Origin of the sequence: Agromyces rhizosphaerae (genome assembly GCF_027925245.1) — a bacterium.
GTDB lineage: Bacteria > Actinomycetota > Actinomycetes > Actinomycetales > Microbacteriaceae > Agromyces > Agromyces rhizosphaerae.
The window spans coordinates 3,370,712-3,387,447 of record NZ_BSDP01000001.1; the positions used below are offsets into that span (position 1 = coordinate 3,370,712).

General features: G+C 71.4%; 18 protein-coding genes. 12 read left to right on the forward strand and 6 right to left on the reverse strand.

Annotated elements, in window-relative coordinates:
- The first annotated feature begins 36 nt into the window (after nucleotides 1-36).
- On the forward strand, nucleotides 37-855 hold the full coding sequence (locus QMG39_RS15890; protein ID WP_281886690.1) for an undecaprenyl-diphosphate phosphatase: 819 nt from the start codon (nucleotides 37-39) through the stop codon (nucleotides 853-855).
- A gap of 78 nt (nucleotides 856-933) precedes the next feature.
- Here QMG39_RS15890 and QMG39_RS15895 read toward each other — a convergent pair whose 3' ends face one another.
- Nucleotides 934-1,845, reverse strand: a complete 912-nt coding sequence (locus QMG39_RS15895) for a PAC2 family protein (protein WP_281886692.1) — start codon at nucleotides 1,843-1,845, stop codon at nucleotides 934-936.
- A gap of 78 nt (nucleotides 1,846-1,923) precedes the next feature.
- Between QMG39_RS15895 and QMG39_RS15900 the strand changes: the two genes are divergently transcribed.
- The 9 genes from QMG39_RS15900 to lnt all read left to right on the forward strand — a co-directional run bounded on the left by QMG39_RS15900 (nucleotide 1,924) and on the right by lnt (nucleotide 11,783).
- The gene (locus QMG39_RS15900) at nucleotides 1,924-2,604 is read left to right on the forward strand and encodes an HAD family hydrolase (protein WP_281886694.1); all 681 of its coding nucleotides are present in this window, start codon (nucleotides 1,924-1,926) and stop codon (nucleotides 2,602-2,604) included.
- Complete coding sequence (locus tag QMG39_RS15905; RefSeq protein WP_281886696.1) at nucleotides 2,601-3,602, forward strand: tRNA (adenine-N1)-methyltransferase; 1,002 nt, start codon at nucleotides 2,601-2,603, stop codon at nucleotides 3,600-3,602. Before QMG39_RS15900 ends, QMG39_RS15905 begins: the two co-directional genes overlap by 4 nt.
- A 58-nt stretch (nucleotides 3,603-3,660) precedes the next feature.
- The gene (locus QMG39_RS15910; RefSeq protein ID WP_281886698.1) at nucleotides 3,661-4,602 is read left to right on the forward strand and encodes an FKBP-type peptidyl-prolyl cis-trans isomerase; all 942 of its coding nucleotides are present in this window, start codon (nucleotides 3,661-3,663) and stop codon (nucleotides 4,600-4,602) included.
- Nucleotides 4,603-4,633: 31 nt separating this feature from the next.
- Nucleotides 4,634-5,647: a helix-turn-helix transcriptional regulator gene (locus tag QMG39_RS15915; protein WP_281886699.1), complete on the forward strand. Its 1,014-nt coding sequence runs from the start codon at nucleotides 4,634-4,636 to the stop codon at nucleotides 5,645-5,647.
- Nucleotides 5,647-6,642: a helix-turn-helix transcriptional regulator gene (locus QMG39_RS15920; RefSeq protein ID WP_281886702.1), complete on the forward strand. Its 996-nt coding sequence runs from the start codon at nucleotides 5,647-5,649 to the stop codon at nucleotides 6,640-6,642. The genes QMG39_RS15915 and QMG39_RS15920 overlap by 1 nt, the downstream gene beginning before the upstream one ends.
- Before the next feature lie 83 nt (nucleotides 6,643-6,725).
- Nucleotides 6,726-6,980, forward strand: a complete 255-nt coding sequence (gene tatA / locus QMG39_RS15925; RefSeq protein ID WP_281886703.1) for a Sec-independent protein translocase subunit TatA — start codon at nucleotides 6,726-6,728, stop codon at nucleotides 6,978-6,980.
- 46 nt (nucleotides 6,981-7,026) lie between these two features.
- Nucleotides 7,027-7,779: a twin-arginine translocase subunit TatC gene (tatC, locus tag QMG39_RS15930; protein ID WP_281886705.1), complete on the forward strand. Its 753-nt coding sequence runs from the start codon at nucleotides 7,027-7,029 to the stop codon at nucleotides 7,777-7,779.
- A 12-nt stretch (nucleotides 7,780-7,791) separates the two neighbouring features.
- Nucleotides 7,792-10,221 (forward strand): DEAD/DEAH box helicase, encoded by a 2,430-nt coding sequence (locus QMG39_RS15935; protein WP_281887318.1) that lies wholly within the window; start codon nucleotides 7,792-7,794, stop codon nucleotides 10,219-10,221.
- Nucleotides 10,218-11,783: an apolipoprotein N-acyltransferase gene (lnt, locus tag QMG39_RS15940; protein WP_281886707.1), complete on the forward strand. Its 1,566-nt coding sequence runs from the start codon at nucleotides 10,218-10,220 to the stop codon at nucleotides 11,781-11,783. The genes QMG39_RS15935 and lnt overlap by 4 nt, the downstream gene beginning before the upstream one ends.
- Nucleotides 11,784-11,816: 33 nt before the next feature.
- On the opposite strand, the gene QMG39_RS15945 is transcribed toward lnt, so the two are convergent.
- The 4 genes from QMG39_RS15945 to QMG39_RS15960 form a co-directional block, all read right to left on the reverse strand.
- On the reverse strand, nucleotides 11,817-12,194 hold the full coding sequence (locus QMG39_RS15945) for an RNA polymerase-binding protein RbpA (RefSeq protein WP_281886709.1): 378 nt from the start codon (nucleotides 12,192-12,194) through the stop codon (nucleotides 11,817-11,819).
- Between the two features lie 92 nt (nucleotides 12,195-12,286).
- Complete coding sequence (locus tag QMG39_RS15950) at nucleotides 12,287-13,039, reverse strand: glycerophosphodiester phosphodiesterase family protein (RefSeq protein WP_281886711.1); 753 nt, start codon at nucleotides 13,037-13,039, stop codon at nucleotides 12,287-12,289.
- A gap of 8 nt (nucleotides 13,040-13,047) precedes the next feature.
- Nucleotides 13,048-13,989 carry an SPFH domain-containing protein gene (locus QMG39_RS15955; protein WP_281886713.1) on the reverse strand — a complete coding sequence of 314 codons (942 nt, stop codon included), beginning with the start codon at nucleotides 13,987-13,989 and terminating at the stop codon, nucleotides 13,048-13,050.
- 30 nt (nucleotides 13,990-14,019) lie between these two features.
- The gene (locus tag QMG39_RS15960; RefSeq protein ID WP_281886714.1) at nucleotides 14,020-14,490 is read right to left on the reverse strand and encodes an NfeD family protein; all 471 of its coding nucleotides are present in this window, start codon (nucleotides 14,488-14,490) and stop codon (nucleotides 14,020-14,022) included.
- A 78-nt stretch (nucleotides 14,491-14,568) separates the two neighbouring features.
- On the opposite strand from QMG39_RS15960, the gene QMG39_RS15965 reads away from it, so the two are divergent.
- Together QMG39_RS15965 and QMG39_RS15970 are read left to right on the forward strand one after the other, a co-directional pair.
- Nucleotides 14,569-15,336, forward strand: coding sequence for an SDR family oxidoreductase (locus QMG39_RS15965; RefSeq protein ID WP_281886716.1), 768 nt, complete (start codon nucleotides 14,569-14,571; stop codon nucleotides 15,334-15,336).
- Between the two features lie 40 nt (nucleotides 15,337-15,376).
- Nucleotides 15,377-16,048, forward strand: coding sequence for a GAP family protein (locus QMG39_RS15970; RefSeq protein ID WP_281886718.1), 672 nt, complete (start codon nucleotides 15,377-15,379; stop codon nucleotides 16,046-16,048).
- Nucleotides 16,049-16,090: 42 nt separating this feature from the next.
- Here QMG39_RS15970 and QMG39_RS15975 read toward each other — a convergent pair whose 3' ends face one another.
- On the reverse strand, nucleotides 16,091-16,690 hold the full coding sequence (locus tag QMG39_RS15975; RefSeq protein WP_281886720.1) for an HdeD family acid-resistance protein: 600 nt from the start codon (nucleotides 16,688-16,690) through the stop codon (nucleotides 16,091-16,093).
- Nucleotides 16,691-16,736: the final 46 nt, after the last annotated feature.

Consider the following 16,736-nt stretch of genomic DNA (forward strand, 5'->3'; position numbering starts at 1 on the left):
CGGCCCCGCCGCGCGGGGCGGAAGGCGAGCCCCGGCATGATCGAAGCGCTGATCCTCGGACTCGTGCAGGGACTCACCGAGTTCCTGCCGATCTCCTCCAGCGCGCACCTGCGCATCCTCGGCGAGTTCCTCCCGAACGCCGCCGACCCGGGCGCGGCGTTCACGGCGATCGTGCAGATCGGCACCGAGGCGGCCGTGGTCGTCTTCTTCTGGCGCGACATCGTGCGCATCGTCTCGCGCTGGTGGCTCGCGCTCTGGGGCCGCGTGCCCCGCAACGACCCCGACGCGCGCATGGGCTGGCTGATCATCCTCGGCTCGATCCCGATCGTCGTGCTCGGCCTCATCTTCCAGGAGCAGATCGAGACGACGCTCCGCTCGCTCTGGATCGTCGCCACGACGCTCATCGTCTTCGGCATCCTGCTCGGCATCGCCGACTGGATCGGCGCGAAGCGCCGGAAGCTCGAGGACCTCACCTACGGCCACGGCATCATCTACGGGTTCGCGCAGGCGCTCGCACTCATCCCGGGCGTCTCGCGCTCGGGCGGCACGATCACCGCGGGCCTCCTCATGGGCTACGAGCGTGCCGCGGCCGCCCGCTACGCGTTCCTGCTGGCGATCCCGGCGGTCTTCGGCTCCGGCTTCTACCAGCTGTTCAAGAGCTGGGGCGAGCCCGGCGTCTACGGCCCGGTCGAGACGGCCGCCGCCACGCTCGTCGCGTTCGTGGTCGCGCTGCTCGTGATCGCGTTCTTCATGAGCTACATCTCGAAGCGGAGCTTCCTGCCGTTCGTGATCTACCGGGTGCTGCTCGGCGGCACCATCATGGTGCTGCTCGCGACGGGCACGATCGACGCCTGACGGCGGTCCTTGCGAGGGGCGAGCGGATGCCCCTGGGCCGACGCCGCGAGTCGACGAGCGGATGCCGCCTGACGGCGCTCAGTCGCGGGGCCGCCAGGGCTCCTCGCCGCGGGGGTCGCCGCGACCGTCGCCGCGACGCCTGAGGTACTTCTCGAACTCCTGCGCGATCGCCTCGCCGCTCGCCTCGGGGGAGTCGACCGTGTCGCGCGCCTGCTCGAGCTGCTCGATGTAGGCCGCCATGTCCTCGTCGTCCGCGGCGAGCGCGTCGACCCCGGCCTCCCAGGCCGCGGCGTCCGACTCCAGCGAGCCGCGCGGCACGCTGAGCCCGGTGATGTCCTCGAGCTTCGACAGCAGCGCGAGCACCGCCTTCGGCGAGGGCGAGTTGTGCACGTAGTGCGGCACCGAGGCCCACAGCGACAGGGTCGGGATGCCCGCGCGCTCGGAGGCGTCCGACAGCACGCTCAGGATGCCGACCGGGCCCTCGTAGCTCGACCGGTCGATGCCGAGCTCGTCGCGCACCTCGGCGTTGTCGCTCGAGACGAACACCGACAGCGGGCGCGTGTGCGGGGCATCCGCCAGCATCGCGCCGAGGAAGATCACGACCTCGATGCCGGCCGACAGCGCGCCGTCGACGATCTCCGACGCGAAGCCCTTCCAGGTGCGTGCGGGCTCTGCGCCGATCAGCACGTGCACCTGCTCGGCGCCCGGCCCGGTGACACGGTCGTCGCCCGCGAACTGCTGCGGCGCGGGACCGAGCAGTCGCGCGCCCGGCCAGGTGAGCCGGCGCACGCCGTCGTCGCCCATCGCGACCGTCGGCCGGGTGAACTGGTAGTCGTAGTAGAGCTCGGGGTCCACCGCGCCGATCTCGACCAGGTCGAGGTGGTCGATCAGGGCCTGCGCCGCCCCCGACGCGGCCTCGCCGGCGTCGTTCCAGCCCTCGAAGGCCACGACGAGGATCCTGCCGCCGTTGATCCCGTGTTCGTCTGCCACTACGTCCGCGTATTCCCCTCCGAGCGGCTCGCGCCGTCCTCAGGTCCACAATAGGCGCTGCACGTAGACTTGACGGCCGTGAACCAAGCCCTTCCCGCCGCGGTCCTCTGGGACATGGACGGCACCCTCGTCGACACGGAGCCGTACTGGATCCGTGCCGAGACCGCGCTCGTCGAGTCGTACGGCGGCACCTGGACCCACGAGGACGGGCTCCAGCTCGTCGGCAGCGGGCTGTGGGACTCCGCACGCATCCTGCAGCGCTACGGGGTGGACCTGCCCGCCGACCGGATCGTGCACGGGCTGACCGACGAGGTCCGCGCCCTGCTCGCGACCGAGGGCGTGCCCTGGCAGCCGGGTGCGCGCGAGCTGCTCCAGGCCGTGCGCGAGCGGGGCATCCGCACCGCCCTCGTCACGATGTCGATCCGCTCCATGGCCGACGACGTCGTCGCGGCCATGGGATTCGAGGCGTTCGACGCGGTGGTCTCCGGTGACGAGGTCGAGCACCCGAAGCCGCATCCCGATCCGTACCTCCGCGGCGCAGAGCTGCTCGAGGTGCCGATCGGCCGATGCCTCGCGATCGAGGACTCGCCGACCGGGCTCGCCTCGGCCATGGGCGCGGGCGCGGTGACGCTCGGCGTGCCGCACATCCTGCCGCTCGACGACGCGCCCGCCGACGCGCGCTGGGCGAGCCTCGACGGCCGCACGGTCGACGACCTCGCCGCGGTGTTCGCCGCGGCGCGCACGGGGGAGCACGCATGACCGTCGCATCCGCCCCGCAGCCCAGCGGGCCCTTCACCGTGGGCGACCGGGTGCAACTGACCGGCCCCAAGGGCCGCCTGCACACGATCACGCTCGAGCCCGGCAAGGTGTTCCACTCGCACAAGGGCGGCATCGCCCACGACGACCTGATCGGGCTGCCCGACGGCTCGGTCGTCGTCAACCAGGCCGGCATCGAGTACCTGGCGCTGCGCCCGCTGCTCGCCGACTTCGTCATGTCGATGCCGCGCGGCGCCGCGATCGTCTACCCGAAGGACGCCGCGCAGATCCTCGCGCAGGCCGACATCTTCCCCGGGGCGAGCGTGGTCGAGGCCGGCGTCGGCTCGGGCGCGCTGTCGCTCTGGCTGCTGCGCGCCATCGGCGCGGGCGGGCGACTCATGTCGTTCGAGCGCCGCGAGGAGTTCGCCGACGTCGCGCGCGGCAACGTGCAGACCTACTTCGGGCACGTGCCCGAGAACTGGAGCATCACCGCGGGAGACCTCGCGCACACGCTGCCCGAGGTCGCGCCCGAGGCATCCGTCGACCGCGTCGTGCTCGACATGCTCGCGCCGTGGGAGACCCTCGACGCCGTCTCGACCGCGCTGAAGCCCGGCGGCGTGCTGCTCTGCTACGTCGCGACCGCAACCCAGCTCTCGCGCGTCGCCGAGGCGATCCGCGCGACCGGCGGCTACACGAACCCCGCCTCGAGCGAGACCATGGTGCGCGGCTGGCACGTCGAGGGGCTCGCGGTGCGGCCGGACCACCGGATGGTCGCGCACACGGGCTTCCTGATCACCGCCCGCCGGCTCGCGCCGGGTGTGCTGCTGCCCGACCTGAAGCGCCGCGCCTCGAAGTCCGACTTCAGCGACGAGGACGTCGAGGCGTGGACCCCCGGCGCGCTCGGCGAGCGGGTCGTCAGCGACAAGGCGCTGCGCAAGCGCGTGCGCGAGGCGGGCACGGCGGCCGAACTGGCGCAGAGGCGCGGCTCCGACGACGGGTAGGATGCTTCCGGCCGCACCCGGCGACCGCCACCCGAACGAGAACACGAATCGAGGACCCGTGCGAAGGACTCTCGCCCTCATCGCGACCGGAGGCGCCCTGACGCTCGCCCTGACCGGATGCGCCGGGCTGATCCCCGACGAGGACGCCACGGGCCCCGGCCCGGCGACCGACCTGGTCGAGGTCACGGGATCGTTCGGCACGACGCCGCGCGTGAGCTTCCCGACCCCGGTGATCGCGACCGAGACCGAGTGCGACGTGCTCATCGAGGGCTCCGGCGACACGCTCGAGCCCGGCCAGAAGGCGCTCGTGAAGCTGTCGGTGTACAACGCGGCGACCGGCGTGACCATCCAGCAGGCGGACCGCAGCGCGGACCCGATCCCCGCGGTGCTCGACGAGGGCACGCTCCTGCCCGGCCTCTTCGCCGGACTGCAGTGCGCCACCGAGGGGTCGCGCGTGCTGATCGCGGTGCCCCCGGCCGACGGGTTCGGCGAGCAGGGCAGCGTGCAGCTCGGCATCGCCCCCGACGACACGCTGTTCTTCGTGGTCGACGTCGAACGCACCTACCTGCCGCGTGCGAACGGCGTCGAGCGCGCCGGCGTCGCCGGCTTCCCGGCCGTCGTGCTCGCACCCGACGGGCGTCCCGGCATCACCGTGCCGAGCGATGACGCCCCGGACGAGACGCAGGTCGCGGTGCTCAAGCAGGGCCACGGCGAGACCGTCGAGTCGGGCGACTCGGTGACGGTGCACTACACGGGCGTGCTCTGGGACACGAACGAGGTCTTCGACTCCAGCTGGCAGTCGGGCAGCCCGGCGTCGTTCACCGTCGGCGACGGCGGCGACGTGATCCCCGGCTTCTCCGAGGCCATCGTCGGCCAGCAGGTCGGCAGCCAGGTGATCGCGACGATCACCCCCGAGGACGGATACGGCGAGCAGGGCAGCGGCGCGGTGCCGCCGAACGCCACGCTGGTCTTCGTGGTCGACATCCTGGGGATCGACTGACCCGAGCCCGCGCGTCGGTATGATCGCTGCTGTGCCGTCGTCAGCCCCGTCGAACAAGGACCGCGTGTCCGTCGAGGAACGGCTGTTCAGCCTCGTGCTGGCGCTGCTCGCGACCGAGTCCGGACTGACGAAGTCGGAGATCCTGTCGACGGTGCAGGGCTACCGCCAGCGCTACGACCGGGTCGGTGCGAACCAGGCCCTCGAGCGGCAGTTCGAGCGCGACAAGGACGACGTCCGCGACCTCGGCATCCCGATCGAGACCCTCGAGTCGCCCGATCGCCCGGGCGACAACCAGGCGCTGCGGTACCGCATCCCGAAGGGCCTCTACGACCTGCCCGACGACGTCACGTTCACGCCCGAGGAGTCGGCGCTGCTCGCGCTCGCGGCGACCGTCTGGCGCGAGGGCAGCCTGTCGGGCGAGTCCCGCCGGGCGCTCACGAAGCTCCGCTCGCTCGGCGTCGAGCCGCGCGAGCCGGTCATCGGGTACGCCCCGCGCCTGCGCGTGCGCGACTCGGCCTTCGAACCGCTCAGCCAGGCGCTCGACCGACGTCAGGTCGTGCGGTTCGACTACCTCCGGCCCGGCGGCTCGGCCCCGCGTCGCCGCACGGTCGCCCCGTGGGCCGTCGTGCTGCACGAGGGTCGCTGGCACCTGTACGCCTGGGACCGCGAGCTCGGCGCGCGTCGCACCTTCCTGCTCTCGCGCATCGTGGGCGACGTCTCGGTGGTGCCCGGCAGCACGTTCGACGCGCCCGAGCCCGGCATGGCCGAGCAGGCCCTCGCGGAGCTCGACGCGCTGTGGCGCGACCAGGTCGCCTCCGTCGAGGTCGAGCCGGGCAGCGACGCGGCCGTGCGGCTCGCCCGCCGGCGCGGCGCGACCGCCGACGGCACGGGCTACCGCCTGCACTACACCGACGCCGAGATCGTCGCGGACGAGATCGCCGCGTTCGGGCCCGAGGTTCGGGTCACGGCGCCCGACACGCTCGCCGACGGGGTGCGGGCGCGCCTCGCACGGGTGGCAGCCGCCCACGCCGAGGAGGACGCCTGATGGCCAAGCCACCGCCGCTCAAGGCGCAGGACAAGCTGGCGTTCCTGCTCTCGCTCGTGCCCTACCTGCTCGACCACGGCCGCGTGAGCGTCGCCGAGGCGGCCGAGCACTTCGCCGTCGACGAGGAGGCGATCCGCCAGGCGGTGCGCCTCATCGCGGTGTCCGGCGTGCCCGGCGACACCCACGCCTACCAGCACGGCGACCTCTTCGACATCTCCTGGGACGAGTTCCTCGACCACGACCGCATCGTGATCGTGCAGCAGGTCGCGATCGACGACTCGCCGCGCTTCTCGGCCCGCGAGGCGGCGGCGCTCATCGCGGGCCTGCAGTACCTCTCGGCTGTGCCGGAGAACCTCGATCGGGAGCGCATCGGCTCGCTCATGGCGAAGCTCGCGCGCGGCGCCTCGGCGACGCCGAGCTCGGTCCAGGTGGCGGGGGGCGATGCGGATGCCGCGCTCACGCTGGTGCGCGACGCCGTCGGGTCGGAACGGCAGATCGAGTTCGACTACCTGAACGCGCAGGGCGGCCGCGAACGGCGGCGCGTCGATCCGCTGCGCATCGAGTCGTCGGACGTCGACTGGTACGTGCGCGGCTGGTGCCACCTGCGCGAGGCCGTCCGCACCTTCCGCATCGACCGCATGAGCGAACTCGTCGTCACCGACGAGCCCATCGCCTTCCGGGCCAGCGACGTGGCGCTGCCGGACCAGCTCTTCCAGGGCAGCGACGACGACCTCGTGATCACGGTCGACGTGGCCGTCAGCGCACTGCCGCTGCTCGGCGACTACCTGGTCGACGTCGGCCGGGTCGAGGCGGGCGCCGATCGCGTGCGCGCGTCGATCCGCGTCGCGCACTTCCACGGGCTCAAGCGGCTCGTCGCGGGCCTGCCCGGACTGATCACCGTGCTGGCGCCCGAGGATGCGAGGCGCGCGGTGCGCGACTGGGCTGCCGCCGGCCTCGCCCGGTACGACGACGGGAACGATTCGGATACGGTCTGAGTCCGGTGACCACACCGGGCTCCTCGCCCGTGCACCGCACGGTAGACTTGCCGCACACTCCCCGCCGAAAGACGAGAGCCCCTATGTTTGCGAACCTCACCGGATGGCACTTCCTGATCATCCTGGTCGTCATCCTCCTCCTGTTCGGCGCGCCGCGCCTGCCTGCGCTGGCTCGCAGCCTCGGGCAGTCGATGAAGATCCTCAAGAGCGAGGTCCGCCAGGACGGCGACGACGCCGACGGCACCGAGGCGAAGGCGAAGAGCGACCAGTCCGGCACCGCCGAGCAGGCCGCCGACGAGTCCGCCACCAAGCGCACCGACTCCGGCACGAGTTCCTGACCCGGTGGCCGCGAGAGCACCTCGCGGAGCCAACCGCGAGAAGCGCATGTCGCTCGGTGAGCACCTCATCGAGCTTCGCAACCGGCTGTTCAAGTCGGCGATCGCCATCGTGGTCGGCGCCGTCCTCGGCTGGATCCTGTCCGAATGGGTCTGGGACGCGCTGCGCGAGCCGGTCAACCAGATCGTCGAGTCGCAGTCCCGCGACGCCGAGATCACCTATCCCACGATCACCGGCGCGTTCGACCTGCGCCTGCAGATCGCGTTCACGCTCGGCATCGTGATCGCGAGCCCGGTGTGGCTGTACCAGGTGTTCGCGTTCCTGGTGCCCGGGCTGAACAAGAAGGAGCGGCGCTACACGTTCGCCTTCTTCTTCACGGCGATCCCGCTCTTCTTCGCCGGGTGCGCGGCCGGCTGGTACGTGCTCCCGAACGTGGTCGCCCTCATGACGAGCTTCGTGCCGAGCGACGACGTGAGCTACCTCGATGCGAAGATCTACTTCGACTTCGTGCTGAAGCTCGTGCTGGCGATCGGCATCGGCTTCGTCGTGCCCGTGTTCCTCGTGCTGCTGAACTTCGTCGGCATCCTGAGCGCGGCGACCCTCATCAAGTCGTGGCGCATCGCGATCCTCGTGATCGTGCTGTTCACCGCACTGGCGACGCCGGCCGCCGACGTCATCTCGATGTTCATGCTCGCGATCCCGATGATCCTGCTCTACTTCGTCGCGTGGTTCATCGCATACCTGCATGACAAACGCGCCGCGAAGCGCCTGCGTGAGCTCGAGGAGGGCCTGGCTGCCTAGGCTGGAGGCGTGATGACCCTGAGCCCCGCCGAGCGGTACGAGCGGTCCCGGCAGCAACGGGCGGGCTCGCGCGTCGCCGAGTTCGCCGGTCGGCTCGGTTTCGACCTCGACCCGTTCCAGCGCGCCGCGTGCGCCACCCTCGACGAGGGGCGCAGCGTGCTCGTCGCCGCCCCGACCGGCGCCGGCAAGACGATCGTCGCCGAGTTCGCCGTGCACCTGGCCATGCTGGACACCCGCGCCAAGGTCTTCTACACGGCGCCGATGAAGGCGCTCAGCAACCAGAAGTTCCAGGAGCTGCAGGCCGTCTACGGGGCGTCCGAGGTGGGCCTGCTCACGGGCGACACCAACGTCAACTCGAGCGCCCGCATCGTCGTGATGACGACCGAGGTGCTGCGCAACATGCTCTACGCCGGCTCCCCGCTGCTCGAGGACCTCGCGTTCGTGGTCATGGACGAGGTGCACTACCTGGCCGACCGGTTCCGCGGGGCGGTCTGGGAGGAGGTCATCATCCACCTCCCCGAGGAGGTGCGGCTCGTCTCGCTCAGCGCCACGGTCTCGAACGCGGAGGAGTTCGGCGACTGGCTGCAGGCCGTGCGCGGCGACACCGACGTGATCGTCTCCGAGGAGCGACCCGTGCCGCTCGAACAGCACGTGCTGGTGCGCAGCAAGATGCTCGACCTGTTCGACTCGTCGGGCCGCGCGGCGACGCACCGCGTGAATCCCGAGCTCGTGCGGCTGGCGCAGGCGGGCGGACGGTCGCTGCAGGGGCGCTCCTCGCGCGGCCGCCGCGGCAGCGACCGGGGCAGGTGGCACGCGCAGCGCGGCGCGACCGGGCGCCTCGACCGGTCCGAGGTCATCCAGCAGCTGCACGACACCCACCTGCTACCGGCGATCGTCTTCATCTTCTCGCGCGCGGGATGCGACCAGGCGGTCCGGCAGGTGCTGCGCTCGGGTCTCCGCCTCACGAACGCGTCGGAGCGCGAGGAGATCCGCGAGGTCGTGGAGGAGCGCTGCCGCACGCTCCGCGACGAGGACCTCGCCGTGCTCGGCTACTACGAGTGGCTCGAGGGGCTGCAGCGGGGCGTCGCCTCGCACCACGCGGGCATGCTGCCCGCGTTCAAGGAGGTCGTCGAGGACCTCTTCCAGCAGAAGCTGCTGAAGGTCGTCTTCGCGACCGAGACCCTGGCGCTCGGCATCAACATGCCCGCCCGCACGGTCGTGCTCGAGAAGCTGGAGAAGTTCAACGGCGAGGCGCGCGTGCCGATCACCCCGGGGGAGTACACGCAGCTGACCGGGCGCGCCGGCCGCCGCGGCATCGACGTCGAGGGGCACAGCGTCATCCAGTGGGCCGACGGGCTCGACCCGCAGGCGGTCGCCTCCCTGGCGTCCCGCCGCAGCTACCCGCTGAACTCGAGCTTCCGGCCCACCTACAACATGGCCGTGAACCTCATCGACCGGTTCGGCCGTGAGCGCACGCGCGAGATCCTCGAGTCGTCGTTCGCCCAGTTCCAGGCCGATCGCGCGGTCGTCGACCTCGCGCGCACGGTGCGCAAGCAGGAGGAATCGCTCGCCGGCTACGCCGAGGCGATGGAGTGCCACCTGGGCGACTTCGCCGAGTACGCGCGCATCCGGCGCGACATCAGCGACCTCGAGCGGAAGAACTCGCGCGGCGGCTCCTCGCACGCGCAGCGCGAGCAGATCCAGCGCGAGCTCGGCGACCTGCGCAAGCAGATGCGCCGGCATCCGTGCCACGGCTGCGCCGACCGCGAGGCGCACTCGCGCTGGGCCGAGCGCTGGTGGCGCCTGCACCGCGAGAACCAGAAGCTCACGGGCCAGATCCGCACCCGAACCGGCGCGATCGGCAAGGTGTTCGACCGTGTCACCGACGTGCTGCTCGAGCTCGACTACGTGCGGGAGACCGCCGCCGGCGTCGCCCTGACCGCCGCGGGCCGCTCCCTCCGCCGCATCTACGGCGAGCGCGACCTGCTGGTCGCCGAGTCCCTGCGCCGGGGGCTCTGGCGGCAGCTGGACGCCCCGTCCCTGGCCGCCATCGCCGCGGCGATCGTCTACGAGCCGCGTCGCGACCTCATCGACGCAGACGAGCGGATGCTCCCGCGCGGCGCCTTCCGCCTCGCGCTCGACCGCACGCGCGACGCGTGGAGCGAGCTCGACGACATCGAGCGCGAGCACCGGCTCTCCGGCAGCGAGCCGCTCGCGACCGCGCTCTGCACGGCGATGCACGCGTGGACGCGGGGCGACTCGCTCGGCCAGGTGCTCGAGATCGCGGACATGGCCGCGGGCGACTTCGTGCGCTGGGCCAAGCAGGTGATCGACCTGCTCGACCAGCTCGGCACGGCCGCCGACCCGGAGATCGGCGGCACCGCCCGGCGTGCGATCGACGCCATCCGCCGGGGCGTCGTCGCCGACGGGACCTTCGCATGACCGCCGCGCTGCACGAGCGCGAGACGCCGGGCACCGTCCGGGCCACCCGGCCGATCCTGCCGCTCTGGGCCGCCTTCGCGGTCGCGGTCGCCGGCGGCGTCGTGTACGACCTCGGCTTCCCCGACCTCGGCATCTGGCCGCTCGCGTTCCTCGGCATCGGCATGGTCCTCGTCGCCCTCATCGGGCGCGGCGCGTGGAGCGCGCTCGGCGTCGGCTACGCGTTCGGGGCCGCGTTCTGGCTGACCCACGTCGGCTGGACCTCGCTCTACCTCGGGCCGGTGCCCTGGCTCGCCCTGTCGCTGTTCGAGTCGGTCTTCGTCGCCGTCGGCGCCGTCGCGATCACGCTCGCATACCGATGGGTCCCCGCGATCGGCACCTCGCGCTGGGTGCGCCTCGTGCTGCTCCCGCTCGTGGTGGCGGCGCTCTGGATCGCGCGCGAGTTCGCGTCCGGCACCGTGCCGTACGGCGGATTCCCGTGGGCGCGCGCCGCGGCGAGCCAGTCGGAGAGCCCGTTCGCCCCGCTCGTCTCGTGGATCGGCTTCACCGGGCTGTCGTTCGTCATGGTCTGGGTGGTCGCCGCGGTGATCGAGCTGCTCCGGCTCCGCGGCTGGCGACGCCCGCGCCGCGCGCTGCCCGTCGCCGTCGTGGTCCTGGTCGCCGCGCTCCTGCCCGCCTGGCCGACGTCGGCCGCCGGGTCGTTCCGGGTCGCGAGCGTGCAGGGAAACGGGCCGTCGGGCTACTTCGACCAGCGCGAGCGAGGCGACGTGCTGCGCGCGCAGCTCGACGCGACGGAGCCGATCCTCGACGAGTCGGGCCTCGACCTGGTGCTCTGGCCCGAGGGAGGTTCCGACCTCGATCCCACCAGGGATGCCTCGGCCGCGGCGATCTTCGACGACCTCGCCACCCGTGCCGACGCCCCGGTGCTCCTCAACACCGTCACCACCACGGGCGACGAGTTCTTCAACTCGTCGCTCCTCTGGGTCGCGGGGGAGGGGTCCGTCGCGCAGTTCGACAAGCGCAACCCGGTGCCGTTCGGCGAGTACATCCCCGATCGCGACTTCTACTACGCGCTCGCCCCCGACCTCGTGGGCCTCGTGCAGCGCGGGTACAGCCCCGGCACCAACTCGCCGGTGTTCGACATCGACGGCGTGCTCGCGGGCCTCGCCATCTGCTTCGACGTGATCTACGACGGGCTCATCTGGGAGGGCGCGCGCGACGGCGCACAGGTCTACCTGCTGCAGACGAACAACGCCGACTTCCGCGGCACCGACGAGAACCTCCAGCAGCTCGCGTTCGCGAGGCTCCGCGCCATCGAGACCGGTCGTCCGGTCGTCAACCTCTCGACGACGGGCACCAGCCAGGTCATCGCCGCCGACGGCCGCACCGTCGACGCGCTCCCGGCGTACGAGGCGGGCGCGATGGTGACCGACGTGCAGCTGCGCGACGGGCTCACCCCCGCCGTGGTGCTCGGCGCCTGGGTGCCGTGGACGCTCACGCTGCTCGGCCTCGGCGGCCTGGCGCTCGGATGGGTCCGGACGCGACGAACCGGCCGCAACCCGTAGGGGTTCGGCCGGTTCGATGTGCGGATCAGCGGCTCAGGCGCCGATCTTGTGCTCGTCGCGGGCCTCGCCGCGACGTGCACGCAGGTAGGCGAGGCGCTCCTCGAGGAGCTCCTCGAGCTCGGCGCGCGTGCGGCGCTCGAGCAGCATGTCCCAGTGGGTGCGGCCGGTCTTCTCGGCCGAGCGGTCCACCTCGACGGGCTTCGAGTCGACGAGCAGCGTGGCCTCGCGCGCGCAGTTGCGGCACTCCCACGTCTCGGGGATCTCGGCCTCGGTCGAGAAGACCATCACGGTCTCGCGGCTGCAGTGCTCGCAGCGGTAGGTGTACTCCGCTCGGTCGGCGAACACGACGCCCTCTTCACTCTGCAGGCTCTGTGCTCCGAGGCGCATTCCTCGCAGACTCCGGTCGGCCATGACGCCCTCCTTCCCTCGATCGTCTCCGAACCGTTATAGACGACCAAGCTGGGCGTTCCCTTCCCGCCGGCTGCATGATTGCCAGTGGATTCTCAGCCGGGCGAGCGCTCCCGCAGCACGGCGACGGCGAGGTCGGCGCGATCGGTGACGATGCCGTCGACCCCGAGGTCGAGCAGCCGGTGCATGTCGGCGGGCTCGTTGACGGTCCAGACGTGCACCTCGGCACCCGCCTCGTGCACGCGACGCACGAACCGGGGCGTGACGATGCGCAGGCCGCGCACCGACTCGGGCACCTGCAGGGCCACGGCGCCCCGCAGCATCCGTCGCACCGACCGCCCGCTCCGCACCCATGTGGCGACCAGGACGCGCAGCACCCCCAGCGAGCCGGGAGAGGTGGCGACGCACGGCAGCGCCTGGGCGGCGCGCACCCGGCGCCCCTCGTCGAACGACGTCAGCAGCACGCGATCGGATGCCCCGGCGGTGCGGATCGCGGCCACGGCCGGCGCCAGCACGTCCTCGGCCTTCAGGTCGATGTTGAAGCGCGCGTCGGGGAACTCGGCGAGGGCCTCCGCCAGCATGGGCATGCCGTGGCCGCCACCGAGGTCGAGCCCGGCGAGCTCGGCGGCGGTGAGGTCCGACACCTTCCGGTCGAGGCCGGCCACGCGACGCAGGTCGGGGTCGTGCGCGACCATCGCGATGCCGTCGGCCGAGAGGTGCACGTCGGTCTCGACGATGCGGATGCCCGTCGCGAGCGCCGCCCGGAACGCCGCGAGCGTGTTCTCGGGCGCATCGAGCGCCAGCCCCCGGTGCGCGAGCACCCTCGGGGGCGGTCCCTCCAGCAGCATCCGCCCGGTCAGTCGCGCGGAGCGGCGGGTCCGCCCGACGGGGGAGCGGTCCGGCCGGCCCCGAACGCCGAGCTGACGCCCTTCAACGCCTCGGTGAGCTCGCTCGGCACGATCCAGAGCTTGTTCGCGTCGCCCTGGGCGATCTCCGGCAGGGTCTGGAGGTACTGGTACGCGAGCAGCTTGGGGTCGGGGTCGCCGCGGTGGATCGCGTCGAAGACCGTCGTGATCGCCTGGGCCTCGCCCTCGGCGCGGAGCACGGCCGCCTTCGCATCACCCTCCGCCTTGAGGATGGATGCCTGCCGTCGGCCCTCGGCCTCGAGGATGGCGGACTGCTTGGTGCCCTCGGCGGTGAGGATCGCGGCGCGGCGGTCGCGTTCGGCGCGCATCTGCTTCTCCATCGAGTCCTGGATGGAGAGGGGCGGGTCGATCGCCTTGAGCTCGACGCGGGAGACGCGGATGCCCCACTTGCCGGTGGCCTCGTCGAGCACGATGCGCAGCTTCGAGTTGACCTCCTCGCGGCTGGTCAGCGCCTCCTCGAGGTTCATGCCGCCGACCACGTTGCGGAGGGTGGTCGTGGTGAGCTGCTCGACCGCGCCGAGGTAGCTCGCGATCTCGTACGTCGCCGCGCGCGCATCCGTCACCTGGAAGTAGACGACCGTGTCGATCGAGACGACGAGGTTGTCCTCGGTGATGACCGGCTGCGGCGGGAACGAGACGACCTGCTCGCGCATGTCGACGAGCGGGCGCACCCGGTCGATGAACGGCACGAGGATGTTGAGGCCCGGCGTGAGCGTCTTGTGGTAGCGGCCGAGCCGTTCGACGACGCCGGCGTACGCCTGCGGGATGATCCGGATGGCGCGGATCAGCACGACGATCACGAAGACGCCGACCGCGACCAGCAGGACGATGAGGAAGAGCTGACCGACCACGTCGGTCACTGCACTGGGCATTGTGGGGCTCCTGTCGGGTGCGCCGGCCGGTCAGGGCGTGGCGCGTTCGGTGGGGATGATGACGACGGTGGCGCCGTCGACGAGGGTCACGAGCACGGTCTCGCCCGGGGTGACCGTGCGCTGCTCGGTCGTGGGGGAGAGGCGGGCCGTCCAGGTCTCGCCGTTGGCGAGCTTCACGAGCCCGGAGTTCGCCTCGACGGGGCTCAGCACGCGCCCGGTCATGCCGAGCAGCGCGGCGATGTTGCTCGGCGTGGGGTCCTCGCCCTTGCGCATGTATCGCAGCAGCACCGGGCGGATGGTGAGGATGAGCAGCACCGACACCCCGGCGGCGATGAGGAACTGCAGCCACCACGGCAATCCGAGCAGGTCTGCACCGAGCCCGGCGATCGACCCGAAGGCGATCATGAGGAACGTGAACTCGAGCGTGAGGAGCTCGATGATGATGCAGACGACGATGAAGATCAACCAGACGAGCCACACGTACTGGGTGAGATCGATCATGTACACACGCCCCTTCGACGCCTGTCTCGAAGCTATCACCGGCGGGGTCCGGAATGGGCGCGTTGGTAGGGTCTTCCTGTGAACAATCCTCTGGCTCCCGGCTCCCTCACCGGCACGACCGCACTCGTCACCGGATCCTCCCGCGGCATCGGCGCCGACACCGTCCGCTACCTCTCCGGGGCGGGCGCGAACGTCGTCGTGAACTACCGCAACAAGGAGGCGCGTGCGCGCAAGCTGGTCGACGAGCTGACGGCCGCCGGCGGGCGCGCGATCGCGGTCGGCGCGGACCTCACCGACCCCGACTCGGTCGCCCGCATGATGCAGGAGGCCAAGGATGCGTTCGGCGGCATCGACATCCTGGTGCTCAATGCCTCCGGCGGCATGGAGTCGGGCATGGCGGAGGACTACGCCATGGTCCTGAACCGCGACGCGCAGGTCAACGTGGTCGAGCGCGCGCTGCCGGTGCTGAACCCGGGTGCGCGCATCGTCTTCGTCACGAGCCACCAGGCGCACTTCATCCACACCACGCCGACCATGCCCGAGTACGAGCCCGTCGCGCGCTCGAAGCGGGCCGGCGAGGATGCGCTCCGCGAGCGGATCCCGGCGCTCACCGAGGCCGGGTTCGGCTTCGTCGTCGTCTCCGGCGACATGATCGAGGGCACGATCACGGCGACGCTGCTCGAGCGGGCGAACCCCGGCGCGATCGACGCGCGCAAGGAGCAGGCCGGGCGCCTCTACAACGTCTCGGAGTTCGCCGCGGAGGTGGCATCCGCCGCCGTCGACCCGGTGCCGGACTCGCACACCCGGTACGTCGGTGACGTCTCGGGCTTCAGCACCACCGAATAGTCGGTTCGCCGGCGGGAGCCGGTAGCAGGGGAGGGGCACCGTGCTGGAGGCGATCGCGCACGTCCTGCCCGTGTCGCTGGCCATGGCGATCAGCACGGTGCCGATCATGGCGACGATCCTGATCCTGCTGTCGCCGAACCGGAAGCGGTCGGCGGTGCCGTTCCTCATCGGCACGGTCGTCGGGCTCGCCCTCGTGGTGACGCTCACGACGCTCGGTGCGCGGGCGATCCCGACGCCGCGATTCGACCGGCAGCCCGACGTCGCCCTCGGCATCGCCGAGATCCTGGTCGGGCTCGCCCTGATCGCGTTCGGCGTCTTCCGCTTCCGTCGCTCGCTGCGCAACCCGGAGTACACGATGCCCCGGTGGCTGTCGGCGGTCTCGTCGTTCGGTCCCTGGTCGTCGCTCGGCGTCGCACTGGCCCTCAACGTGCGCCCGAAGGCGATTCTGCTGGCCACCGCGGCGGGGCTCAACATCCGCGGAGCGGAACTCTCAGCGGGGGAGTCCGCCGCGGTCATCGCGGTCTACACGATCATCTCGGCGTCGAGCGTCGCGGTGCCGATCGTGCTCACGCTGATCGCCCCCGACCGCATGACGCCCCGCATCGTGCGCATGCGCGAGTGGATGGTGCGCAACAACGGGGCGGTCACGGCCGTGATCGTGCTGTTGATCGGCGTGGTCGTGTTCGGCTACGGCCTCGAGTCGGTCAGCTGACCCCGAAGGTCGGGCCGAGCCGGCTCGAGGCACGTCTTCCGGTCAGGCCGTGACGTCCCGCCCGAAGGTGAACGCGCGCACGACCTGGACGATGCCGAGGATGATCAGCCCGATGCCCAGGACGATGAAGATCACCTCGATCAGCATCGGCGAGAACAGCAGCACGATGCCGGCGACGATGCTCAGGATGCCGAAGAAGATCGTCCATCCCTTCGAGGTCGAGTCACCCGCCTGCGCCAGCGCGACGACGCCCTCGATGATCCACACGATCCCGATGAGCACGCCCATGAAGATCGCGAGGAACTCGGCGGTGGCGGCGAGGTTGGCGAATGCGAGCACCGCGGCGACGACGAAGAGGAGCCCGAGGATGATGTCGAGGGCCCTCGCCCCGCCCTTCAGCCCGCGGGAGAAGACCCCCACGCCCAGGTAGACGAGGCCGGCGATGAGCAGGTAGACCGCGAGCATCACGGTGATGGCGACGACTGCGCCCTTCGGCCAGAAGGTGATGAGGACGCCGAGGATCAGGGCGATGACGCCGCTGATGCCCAGTGCGGCTCGGACGCCGTTCACGGCCGTCTTCGTCAGGGTGTCGGCGTCGAGCGTGAACGACGCGAACATCGGCGTCGGCTGGGGACTGGACATGCGGATGACCTCCTGTGTGGGCGGATTCGTCGCGTTCAGGCTATTC